Source organism: Caballeronia concitans (genome assembly GCF_001544615.1).
In the GTDB taxonomy this organism is placed as follows: Bacteria; Pseudomonadota; Gammaproteobacteria; order Burkholderiales; family Burkholderiaceae; genus Caballeronia; species Caballeronia concitans.
On sequence record NZ_FCNV02000016.1, the window covers coordinates 1 to 11,378 of the forward strand.

Consider the following 11,378-nt stretch of genomic DNA (forward strand, 5'->3'; position numbering starts at 1 on the left):
ACCATGCGCAAGGTCATCGCGGTCAGCTTCGCGCTGCCGTGCTGTTTGATCGACGCCTTCAGGTGGTCGGCCAGCACCGACGAGCCGTGCCGTAACGCCAGCTGCACCAGGTCATCGCGCATCGTGCGCAGATACCGCTCCATCGCGTCCGCGCTCGCAGCGTGGGGCGCGTGCTCCGGATCGTAGTAAAGCCGCGCGATGGTCGCCGCCGGCAGGCGTTGCACGAACGCGCGCAGCGCGGCAAAGTCGGTGCGCGTGTAGGTGCGCGGCGGCGGCAGGGTCAGCTGTTGCGGTTGATTGGCCATCGCAATGTTCTGGTTGATTCTCAACGGAAGCCCACGGCTCCCCCGATGCGGCTCGCTCGGTGAGCCTTTTCAGGGGCGGACGGTGAGCTTATTCGGGCGACTCGTCTCGTCCGATTGCGAACAGCCGCTGATCCCACACGACCAGCTGCGGCGCCGACACCACTAAACGGCTGGCATCCGGATGCGTCGGATTGACCACCGCATTGCATTCCGCCCGCGCGACCACCGACGGCACAATCAAAATAGCCGACCGGCCCTCGACGATCCACCGGTCGCCGAAGCGTCGTGCGACCTGCACATCGGGGGCATCCCAGCCGGCGGGCAGGTCGTCGACGCTGACCCGCTCGATCGGCACGTCCTCCGGCACCTGCGCTTCAACCCACACGTGGTGCTTCGGCACTTTGCCGATGCGTGCATGGACCAGCACCTCGAGCATGGCCCCCGCGAAATTCAGCGCGCCGTAGATGACCGGTCGCCCCGGACTATTAAAACGCCCCCCGACCAGCATCGCGCCGGTGCCGCTCCACACCGGATGACGCCGGTCGGCAATTCGAAAAATCCGCATCAGGCCCGTCCCTCGCCCGCTGCCCCCGCTTGTTTGTTACCGCTTCCTATATAGAAGGTCATGCCGGCAGCCCATAAAACAGTTTCCACAACAGCTCCTCGACGCGCCGCGCGCCGAGCTCGGTCAACGCGACCTCGACCGGCGTGCGCCCTTCGAGCAGCGGGTGCGCGGTGTTCAGGAACTCGCGCGTATCCGCCTCGTCATCCCACACGTAGCGGGCGGTCGCGACGATCCGCGCAAGCCGTTCGGTCTTCTCCGACTCGTCGGGACTCAGCTTGTCGCGGCGGCGTTTGAAGGTCGCTTCCGGCACGATGCGCGCGAGCAGCGCGCGGCGTTCCTCGGCGCTACGGGTCGCGTGCTCGACCCCTTCCTTCAATGCCGACTTGGGCAGCCCGTCGCGGACCTGCGCGTCGAGTTCGGCGATCGAGTGCGGGGTCAAGGGCAGCGCCATCACTGCGGCGATCTGTTCGGGCGACACCAGCAGCATGAGGCTCTCCTTGGAATCAGTTGAACCTTCATTATAGACCAACTGATACCTATACCGTACCGGCACGAGACGTAAAGCCGCCTACCGGCTATTCTAGCCATTAAACCATTCACTGCTAATAGTAATTAGCAGACAAGGCCCGTTTTGGTATTGAGTCGTTTTGGGGCAGTCGCGGCGACATTTTTGGCCTCCACCCTGCTCTACCAGCGCCCCGGCGACCGCTCGGATCGCCAGGACGCCGTGACTTACGCCGGCTTGATGTTTGACGCCTGTTTGCCCTTCGGCCCCATCTTCTCGTCGTAGGTCACCTTCTGGCTTTCGGCGAGCGTTTTAAACCCTTCGGCGCGAACCTCTGAGAAGTGGGCGAACAGATCGTCACCGCCGCCGTCCGGCGTGATGAAGCCGAAACCCTTTGCATCGTTGAACCACTTGACCGTACCGGTTGCCATGTGTGTTTGACCCAAGAAAGAGTTGAGGACGGCGCCCGCCATCTCGCGAGCGCGGGTGCCTATCTTGATCGTGGGGCTCGTGCGAGGCAACCCGGTATATCCCCCCGCAGAGATGACTGGCAAACGAGCCTGACCGGTGCCCACGCGTTGGTCTAGCCTCATACGGGGACGTTATCAGGCTTGAACAGTGTGTCCGATCAGAAGCTTTCCGACGCAAGGCGACCGGCGGAGCCCTCAGCCCAGCCCTATGCCGGTCTCAGTACAGCCAGACGGCAGGACAAATCCGACTGTAACGGTTAGACGCCCATGACACGTGATAACTCAAAGCTGCGGATCTACGTCCGGCCAGGGACAGTGGGTCGACCACCATGTCGACGCCTACAGTGGCCTCGACATCGCCGTGACTGTGCGGCGCCGGGGGATCGAAGGGCCGTGCTGGACGGCCTGGGCATGCGTCCGATGCGCATCGACGTCGAGCCGCTGGACACGGGGGAGCCGCTCACTCGAAGTGGCGCCCAGCCGCTGACGCTGGCCCATCTGCACCGCATGCTGACCATGGCGGATGGACACGTCGGCTCAGCTGGTGCGCTGGTCCGCGCGCAGCAGGACCGCCTCGGGACGCTCGCGTGCGAAGGACGATGCGCTGCGGGGCCAGATTTTTGTTGGGTAACTACGCGAGACCTTCAGACGATGACCGCACACCGCCAGTTGATTGCCGAACAAATCGAGCGCTCGAGACTAAGGCGACAAAGATCCGAGCGGGTCGATCATCGACGAGCAACCCGCTGCATCCGTCTCAATGCAGCGGACCCATGCCTTCTAGATTCCCGCTTCATTGCTTATAAGGGCTTGACGAGCCGGACGTCGGTGGCCAAATTTCGCCGCGTAGTCGGCCGGCGGGTGCCGCGGCCCCCATGCTGTTCCAGACACTGCCCGAAGATCGAACGGACCCGTGGCAACGTAGCGCAGTCATGAAACTTAATGCCGCCGCACCTACGGTTCTCCGTCCCGACGGACGCTTGGCGGACCATTACGTCGACGCCAACGGCGCCTTCGACAAAGTACGCGATGGGCGTCGCTGGGGCCGTCAACGCCGCTGCGATCGACGGCTTGGGCGTGCTTCCGACGCGATTTGACGTCGCGCCGCGAAGCTCTGCTGAGCCGCCCAGGCGGAAAAGCGACGCCTAGCCGCTGAGCCTCTGAACAACGCATGCTGCTTGGCGGATCGGGACATCGGCGCGGCGAGGCGCTCATCCATGGGCAGGACGACCGCCGGACGACGTTGTCCGCGACGGAGACTACAGGGCGCGGCGACACGGATCGTTGAGGCTCACAAAAATGCCTGCGAAGCGGGGCGGACGCCCGTAACCGACGCTCTTGCCAAGCTAAGCTCTCGCCATCGGGAAGTCTAGCCGAGATGCGACCTGCTTCATTGCGGCAATCGCTGCTGCAATGACAGTTAAGCTGTCGTCGTAGGCAGTCGGACTAGCATGCTTAGCGTGTTGGGCGATCGATAAACCAGATTGGTAGTTGCATCGGCATGCTCTCGGAAGCAGCCGACATATCGTCAATTAGCGGGATGGGTGCCCGTTAAGACGATGAAGCGAGCAACGGGGACGTTGCTGCCGGCATCGAGCGATCGTCCCCGCCGGCGATCGTCTCAGCGACCAATTGCCCGCCGAGGAGCAAGATCAAAGAGTGGAGCAGTCCGCCCATCGACCAGCGCGCGAAAATATTTTTCGGTGCCCGCTGGATACATGCGCACGAAAGAGCGTTTTTGCTGCAAGTCTCGTGGGGACTAGTTCACCCGGGTGAACTCTCAGACTGTAGTGATGCCAAGAAAGCGCGAAGCGATTCCAACTTTTCTGGACCTATGGCTGCCTTATCAATGTCGATAGTTGCCTTCTTGTCTGTCTCATTCCAAGTGCCGAACGCAAAGTTCACCCGGGTGAACTTCTGGGCGCTACGATTGATAAGGGCTTCGTAAATCGCCTTCGGCGGAAGAGACTTGCCTGCGATTGCTTTCGCTGCACTTATAACCGCGGCGGAATCAACATCAATGACCTGCCGTAACTTTTCAGCCCACTTCGGCTGGATATCGCTGGGCGACCGAAACGCATTAACAACGGCATCAGGCAGTTCAGCGAGTGCACTGTACCGGCTCATCAAACTTTTGGTTTTCCCCAGTACGGCTGCGATCTCCGACCAGTTTCGGTAGAGCTTGAGATCAATCGCTCGTCTGTAATGCATGGCGAGTTCATACGCCGACAGGTCTTTTCGCTGTTCGTTTTCCCTGCTCATCTCTTCGAACAGGTCCTTGTCGGACATGTCCTCCTGAATCATTGCCAGGACCGGTAGTCCAAGTTCTAAGCACGCTCGATGTCGTCTGTGTCCAAACACAACTTCGTAGTTCGGGCCAATTCGCCTCACCTTGATTGGCTGTACGTTTCCGCCCGCGCTCAAGATCTCTTGCTTGAATGTTTCGAATGAAGGTCCTTCGAACGAACCCGCGATTCGATTTGCAAACTTCGACGCTTTGATCGAATCTGCTGCGAGTTTCCGTGTCGCGAGCGCACCATCGTGAAGCGCAAGTCTCCTTTGCGCCTCGCTCAGGTCCCTTTCGACCTTTTCGAGTTCTCCTGTGAAATCCGTGACTCTGTTCATTGCGATTCGCGGCGTTCTACGCTCCAAACGTGGCATAAGTGCCGGATCCAATGCCGCAGCGGCGAGTCGGGCCGCCTCCTCTTTCTTACTTGTCATCAGCTAACTCCTCAATTAACCCAGACACGCCTGATTTGAGCCTCTACTTGGTCGACGGCTGCGTCATAGGCAACTCGCGCCGTCTGATATGTCTTGGCACTACCCGTGTACTTGGTTATGTCGTAGACCGTAGAAAACTTCGTCCCGGACGAGCTCGATACAACTGTCTTCGGAATTTCGCCTGTCATTAGCTTGTCCCCGTATGCCACTTTTACCCATTCCCTTACCACGCTTTCGTTCACATTTCCCTGCCCCTCGGTCATGCAAAGCAGCACGTCGATAAATTTCCACGTCTTTTCAGCACCCGCTTGCTCGGCAATCGAAGAAGCTAAACCCGAAAAAAGAGTCCAGAACTGGCTCGAACTGGCGAAGTCCATGCCGCGAGGTGGTATCGGCATGATCAGCCCGTCAGCAGCGAAGAAGGCGTTCAAAGACAAGTAGGAAAGCGTTGGCGAGGTGTCAATTAGAATGACGTCATACTCCGCTCGAAGGTCCTGCAATCCTTTGTTCAGCACGTCATAGAACCGAAAATCGGGCTCGCGCTTCGACTGTCGACTTGGGATGTGAAACTCCGCTGCGAAGGCGACTGGGCTACAACCGACGACGTCCAATCCATCCCAGTAGGTCGGCTTGACTGCATACTGGAGCGACAGCTCATCCCCAGCGCATAGCGGCAAAATAGTGTCTTCCTCTTGGACTTGAGTATCTGGCAGGTAACCGCATAGGCTCGTAAGCGACCCCTGCGGGTCCAGATCTATGCACAACACCCGGTACCCAAGAAGCGACAGCCCTTGTGCCATACACATTGTCGTAGTCGTTTTACTTACACCGCCTTTGCTGTTTCCGGTCGTTACGACTACCGCCCGGTCATCTGGTCCTCGCGTATAGGACCGCCCGTAAGCACGTGCCCAGCGCCGCGCCTCGGCCAACGTGAAATCGCGACGGGATTTGTTTATTTCCTTGCCGGCGGGAAGATCTCCCTTTGCGACCCGTCTCATGAGGGCGCTGCGATCGATGCGGCAAAGAGCAGCAAGCTGGGCGACGGAGAAAGTAGGGGCCTTTTTGATGTAATCCGGCGAAAAAATGCTGTTCCGAACACGCTCTACAACGTCCGCTACGCGATTGGCCTGATCCTCAATGTCATCGATCGTGTATTCAGGGCGCAAAGGATCAATCATTGTCCGTCCGATTAGAAATTGTTGTTATACTCGAAAAAAGTAATCGGCAATAGAATACCTGATCGACGCCGAGGAACAAAGCAAATGACAAAGAAAACACCGAGTTTGATTTCCTCCGAATTTCTTGAATCCCCAGATACGGCCGAGAAGGTAGCAGTCAAGGAGACAGCTCTCGAGATCGTCGCAAGGCTAGAGAAATCCCTCGCCGGTAGGAACAGCTCAAATCAACAGTCGCCACGACCACCGACTCGTGTCCAGATTCCGCTATGGTCGGAAGACCATCGGCCCGTGCTGCACGATCTGGTTCGGTCCGCGCTCTTCACCTGCGGGCAAAGGGATGCACGTATGGATCTCAAGGCGAAGCCGATCTGTGCGCTAGAACACATCAAGATCACGTACACGGGAGAGGAACTACGTCAGCGCGACTATGACGTGTACTTGCAGATCCTCCATTTGTCTCGCGGTGCCACTGTTGACAATCGACAGGAGTGGGTCGAGTTCGAGGCCCGTTCTCTTATAAAGATGCTGGGCTGGACTCAAAACTCTCGCAGCCTCGTAGAACTGCGGGAAACCATACGTCGATTAACGGCGTGCGCGCTGGAAGTAACTCGCTCCCGCACGAAAAGCAGCGCTCCCGTGGTCTACGGCGGACCACTCCTGCTGAAATACGCCGGTGCCCAAGAAGGCGGTTTTGACGAAGTGACCTTTTGGAAGGTGCAGATAAACAGCGAGGTCGCAGCACAGCTCAAACCTGGGGATTACACACGTATCGACTGGCAAATTAGGACCAAGCTTTCTCCTTTGGAGAAGTGGCTGCACGCCTTCTACTCGACCAATCAACATCCGTATCCGATGAAGGTCGAGACAATACACAAGCTATGTGGATCTCGTATGGCTGAGGTCAAATTTTTCCGCCGCGCGATCAAAGCCGCACTGGACCGCTTGACGGAAGTAGGGTTCCTTTCGTCTTGGCAATTGGACGAAACGGACAAGGTAAGGGTGGTCCGCAGTCAAATGCTTACTGCCAACGCCGATAGGGTAGCGAGCGACGGGGTCCGTTGACCCCAGGCTAACGCAACCGCAACTCGACTTCAGTCAAATGATCACCAGCGCTTCAAGCAACGGTGACTATTTGACTCGAACAAGATAGCCAGCAGCCCGGAATCGAGTCAAATAGTCACCAACGGAGCGACGAACCAGCTTTTCGCCCCAAGCCGCAGCGGTCTGTGACGTAAAAAATACAAGAAAGTGCCAGTTTTCTCTGCACAAGGGATGAGAAGCGCATATCCACAGAGCAATAGTCAAATGCTCACCGCTCTAAGTCAGATGCGCACCGATACAAGTCAAATGCTTACCCGAACTAGTCGGATACACACCCACTGTAGTCAAATAGCCACCGCTCGAATGGCGTAAACAACTGAATGTATTAGGAAAACTTGGTCGCTCGGACAGGTGCTAGAAGGTTTTAAGAAGGTTCTTAGCTCTTTCTTAGACAATCTAAGATATGAAGATTGAGCAATTAGATGCAAAAACGGCGGGAAGACGCTTTTCTTAAAAAATGCTCGTTGCGATAGGCGCCGTATTCGTGTGTGCACAGCGAGAACCACTTCGAAAGCCCGCGACACCACGCTGATTGGCTCGATCGCTGCCTTAGGGTGCTAGCGTCTAGGTAAGGCTATCCGCACGGCCGCCGGTCAAGCACAAAGGACCGTCTGCAACGCGGGCGCCCCGCTTTGGGCTAAGAGCCGCTTATCAAAGACGACAGGAATGGCCTCTAAGAACCTTCACCATTGTTTGCCCTCAACGACCCTCCACGGAGCGCCGACAAGGCGATCGCACCCGGCAGACACGCGGTCAGCAGAGTTTTGCTCGAATGAGCGAGGCAGTAGCGCCGCTCGTGCGCGCATCGTCGCAAATCCCTCACGGTGACGACCGGAGCAATGCCAAGGCGTCGCCCTCTATGGTCAGCGACCTTTCAACGTCTCACCCAGATAAGTCCTAAACGGCTTCGGCCGAAAGGCGGGCCGTTGGGCCGACTACCTCGGAAAACCGCACTTCATCTCACGATCCGGAGCCATTCCCATTGCCAGCCTCAGCGCGCGCCAATAGCTGAGAAGGCGACCATTTCAAGACTTCACAAATCCGAAGAATATTAAGGATCGTGACGTTCCGCTCGCCGCGTTCAATCTTTCCCATGTGACTGCGGTCGATGCGGGCCTCATGCGCGAGCACCTCTTGCGAAAGGCCGCGTTCCTTGCGCAGCGCGCGAATAGCCCGTCCTAGACCGATAAGATAGCCGGTGCCGTCACTAGCAGCTGAGATTCTTTGCATACCTCCATGGTCAAGATGCTATGCTTTTATGACCACGGTATTTACGACCCATTTATGCGAACGAGACGTTTCGAAGTTGCACGCGGGACGGCGCGGTCTGCCACGTTTGACCTGCCACGGACCGATGTAGTGGCCTTATTGCGCGAGCTGAGCGCACGCGGACCGGAGGCTGCGCTGCCGCAGAACCTGAGCGACGTGCGATTGCGCGCGCTAGTTCGCGATATCGTCGCCAATGACGGGCTTCACGATCAGATGGCCGTGAAAATCCTGGCCATGACTCTCGCCGCCGTGCAAAAGCCGGATTTGAAGTGGGAAGAGACGAGGGACGGCAACCACCTGTTCGAGTCAGAACCCTTGTCGTCTTACCTTCGAAGCTATCAGCTCACTCTCATCTCGGAGCTTGTTGATCGGCAGGTTGGTGTGCATGGCGCGGAATACGCCGTGGAGAATTTCTTCGATCAAGTAAAGGCTAGCCGCCGGAACATGAATACGGTTTGAAGCGCGGACGGCGAATCCCGAGCGAGGAAGAAGGGCAGGGCCGCGCCATCGACCAGTAGTCCAGTTGCAATCACGAAGGGCCATGGAGAACAAAGTCATGCTTGAAAACAATCCACCGCCGCTCGCGATCGCGTCGCGGGTTCTTTCACCCGAAACGCTTGCCGCACTTCGTCGCTCTCCCTATCACCTTGCGGCGTGGCGGATCGCCGATCGATGGGCGCTTGAGCAGCCCGAGGATTTGCGCGCGCTCGGGAGACAGGGCGAAATCTTTGTGCTGATTCGGCTGTTGGAACAGCAGCAGCTTGAGCACGAGGCGCTGCTCGACGCGTCCGAGGCATTGCGAGAAGGCTTGTCACCCGCAGAAGTTTTCCGGCAGCACGGAATCGAACTTCGCTTGTGATAGGCGTGCATGATGGGCTGGCTCGCCGGGGCTACACGCTGGGCTCGTGACGAGCAACGGCATTGCCTGATCAGATGGGCGCGCCTCAAGGCCAGCGCGTTCGCGTGCTCGGTATGCTTTTCGAGGACCTTCTTGTTGATCGCCTCGCGGGTGTGCGCGACCTTCTCGCGATGCTGCGCGTACTGGCCGCTATTGCGGCGTCGGATTTTTGCTGGAGGTAATAGCTCCGCAGTGTCGACGGCGCTACCTCCAACTGCATAAGTGCGGCGATCTTTTCGAAGGTCAGGCCACGGTCTCTGGCGAAGACGAGGGTCGGCATCTCGGTTCACGGCTTCCCGCTTTGCGAAGCGATCGTCGGGCAACTCAGCGTGGATCATTTATATCGATTCGATCGACCAGCTGCTGGCAGATCGGCGGACGGGTTTGGACGACGAGGCCGACAACGACGGCGATTTAGACGGTGACGCGGACCACGAGGATGGACCGAAGCGTTGAACACTTGACTAGGCCGGGACAAGCAGTAACGGCGTATACCGACTACTACTACTGCGTCGACGGGTAAGCGGACGACGACCGGAGCATCGAGGACGTTTGACGATGCACCGGCAACCGATAGTTGCGAATGCCAGCCGCACGGGAACAAAACTCACCTGGCAGCTACAACGGAAGCCCGATCGGACATGCCGCTCTCGCCCAAAGGCAACAGTCTGCGGTCGAAAGGAATGCCCTAGGCGCTCGACAATGGCGCATGGACGGCGTTCCAGCAAGCACAATCGTTCGATGAGACGGCGTTCTTGCGGGCGTGGACCTTGTCGGTGAGCGGGCTGAATGGATCGTTCTCCCAGACGTCGTGCAGGGCGGAATGGCGTCGCTGGGATTCTCGCTCGCGTGGAAAGAGCGCCTGCGCGAGATTCCGACGAAGCTCTGCGCCGTACCGGACGGCGTTCAGCTAGATGACGTGGCGCGGGAGCTTTGTCCAGCCGCAGGGATTTGTATCGGCGGTTCGACTGAATGGACGAGGCCACTGCGGGCGCATGGGATCATTGGCCCGCCGCCGCAATTGTCATCTTTACATTGGACGGGTGAATACAGTTCGCCGAATCGAGATTTGCGCCGCCGCAGGCGCGAACAGCATCGACGATACGAGCGTCAGCGCGCTACGCCAAGACCCTTTCGAAGCTTGACACGGCATCGAGGCAAGATGATTTCTTTTCGACCGCCCACGAGAACGTTCGCGACGCCGAGCATGCTAGTAGCGACGTCGACCTTTGCGCACTAATGCATTACGCCGCCTGATGCTTCACAGGTTCACCGGCATTTTCACAAAATCTTTGCTCGTTCTGGTCTTGGTGGGCGCGATCAGTCGCCCCACCGTCCGCAGAAGGTAGACTTGCCGCTGCGCTAGAAAACCTTCAAACGGCTTGCCCGACACGTAGTAGACCAGGTCCCCCGCCCGTAGCTCCACGTCTTCCAGCAGTTCGGTCCGTTCATCCGTCGCCATACTGGCGTCCGCAATCGCTGTCAGCGTCATCGCCATGTTGGCTGCTTCATTCGCAGGCGGTGCGATTGCATGGCTGTCCGGGCCTACGATGTCCCGGGACGTATATTTTTTACTGACGACTGCCGGCGCTTCCGTCCGCTCACTGTAGAACTCCAGTGCCCCCGGCGCCGACGGCGAAGAGGGCGGTGCAGCCGGCGAAGCCAGTCGCATCGCCTCTGTTCCCAGGTTTTCCACGTTTCCGCCGGGCTCGACGTGCTCCTGTACGGCGGCGATTGTCGCCGTTTCGCCCTCGTTCCTTGCGAAGGCATCAACGAGCAGCGGTGCTGCCTGAGTCTGAAGGGCGCGCCGCGAAACAAGCTCGTTCGCGTGCTCGATATGTTTATCGAGAACTTCCCTGGCTATCGCCTCGCGGGCTCGTGCAACCTTCCTGCGGTGCTGCACGGTCTGGGCCGCTACCTCGGCGTCGGATTTCAACTGAAAGTAATAGGTGCGCAGGGTCGACGGCGTGATGTCCAGATGCAGACGTTGAGCGATTCTTTCGAAGGAAAACCCCCGTTCTCGGGCTGCAACCAATGTACTCATCAGTTGCCGGATCGCTTCTCGGCCAACGTAACGATCGTCCGGCAGTTCGCTGAAGATTGCTTCGAGCAACTTCTGCCGGGCTATTTCAATGTTCTCCTTGGTGATCGTTCCCCGCGTCGATGGCATATCGAATCCTTATCCGACCAACAGTCCTGTTGTTATACATTCATAATACCAAAAGCGTACACGGCTGAGGTGCCCGTTGCGTTGACGGCAGAGGACTCTACAGCGGTGACGGTTTGAAGCACGGGAGCGTGGCCGATGGGGATAACGCCGACGTTGACCCGCAGCTGCATCGAACATTGCACCCGACGTTCCACTG

Annotated in this window: 10 protein-coding genes and 1 pseudogene; 3 read left to right on the plus strand and 8 right to left on the minus strand. The window is 58.3% G+C overall.

The features are described 5' to 3' along the window. The 6 genes and pseudogenes from AWB72_RS25330 to AWB72_RS25355 all read right to left on the minus strand — a co-directional run. Positions 1–305, minus strand: a pseudogene (locus AWB72_RS25330) (integrase); the annotation flags it as partial. 88 nt (positions 306–393) lie between these two features. Beyond that, the gene (locus AWB72_RS25335) at positions 394–870 is read right to left on the minus strand and encodes an RES family NAD+ phosphorylase (protein ID WP_087128812.1); all 477 of its coding nucleotides are present in this window, start codon (positions 868–870) and stop codon (positions 394–396) included. A 58-nt stretch (positions 871–928) separates the two neighbouring features. Then, entirely contained in the window at positions 929–1,357 is a 429-nt protein-coding gene (locus AWB72_RS25340; protein WP_087128813.1) for an Xre family toxin-antitoxin system antitoxin, read from the minus strand. 245 nt (positions 1,358–1,602) lie between these two features. Beyond that, positions 1,603–1,806: a cold-shock protein gene (locus AWB72_RS25345; protein ID WP_087128923.1), complete on the minus strand. Its 204-nt coding sequence runs from the start codon at positions 1,804–1,806 to the stop codon at positions 1,603–1,605. A 1,803-nt stretch (positions 1,807–3,609) separates the two neighbouring features. Next, the gene (locus AWB72_RS25350) at positions 3,610–4,566 is read right to left on the minus strand and encodes a ParB/RepB/Spo0J family partition protein (RefSeq protein ID WP_244285742.1); all 957 of its coding nucleotides are present in this window, start codon (positions 4,564–4,566) and stop codon (positions 3,610–3,612) included. Between the two features lie 11 nt (positions 4,567–4,577). Further along, positions 4,578–5,744: an AAA family ATPase gene (locus tag AWB72_RS25355; protein WP_087128817.1), complete on the minus strand. Its 1,167-nt coding sequence runs from the start codon at positions 5,742–5,744 to the stop codon at positions 4,578–4,580. Positions 5,745–5,828: 84 nt separating this feature from the next. Between AWB72_RS25355 and trfA the strand changes: the two genes are divergently transcribed. Next, complete coding sequence (gene trfA, locus AWB72_RS25360) at positions 5,829–6,806, plus strand: plasmid replication initiator TrfA (protein ID WP_244285743.1); 978 nt, start codon at positions 5,829–5,831, stop codon at positions 6,804–6,806. A 999-nt stretch (positions 6,807–7,805) separates the two neighbouring features. Here the strand turns inward: trfA and AWB72_RS25365 are convergent. Next, positions 7,806–8,075: a helix-turn-helix domain-containing protein gene (locus AWB72_RS25365; protein WP_087128818.1), complete on the minus strand. Its 270-nt coding sequence runs from the start codon at positions 8,073–8,075 to the stop codon at positions 7,806–7,808. Between the two features lie 6 nt (positions 8,076–8,081). On the opposite strand from AWB72_RS25365, the gene AWB72_RS25370 reads away from it, so the two are divergent. Then, positions 8,082–8,573 carry a hypothetical protein gene (locus AWB72_RS25370; RefSeq protein ID WP_087128820.1) on the plus strand — a complete coding sequence of 164 codons (492 nt, stop codon included), beginning with the start codon at positions 8,082–8,084 and terminating at the stop codon, positions 8,571–8,573. Positions 8,574–8,655: 82 nt separating this feature from the next. Beyond that, positions 8,656–8,973: a hypothetical protein gene (locus AWB72_RS25375; RefSeq protein WP_244285744.1), complete on the plus strand. Its 318-nt coding sequence runs from the start codon at positions 8,656–8,658 to the stop codon at positions 8,971–8,973. A 1,300-nt stretch (positions 8,974–10,273) separates the two neighbouring features. Here the strand turns inward: AWB72_RS25375 and AWB72_RS25380 are convergent. Then, positions 10,274–11,182 (minus strand): hypothetical protein, encoded by a 909-nt coding sequence (locus AWB72_RS25380; RefSeq protein WP_087128821.1) that lies wholly within the window; start codon positions 11,180–11,182, stop codon positions 10,274–10,276. Positions 11,183–11,378 lie beyond the last annotated feature (196 nt).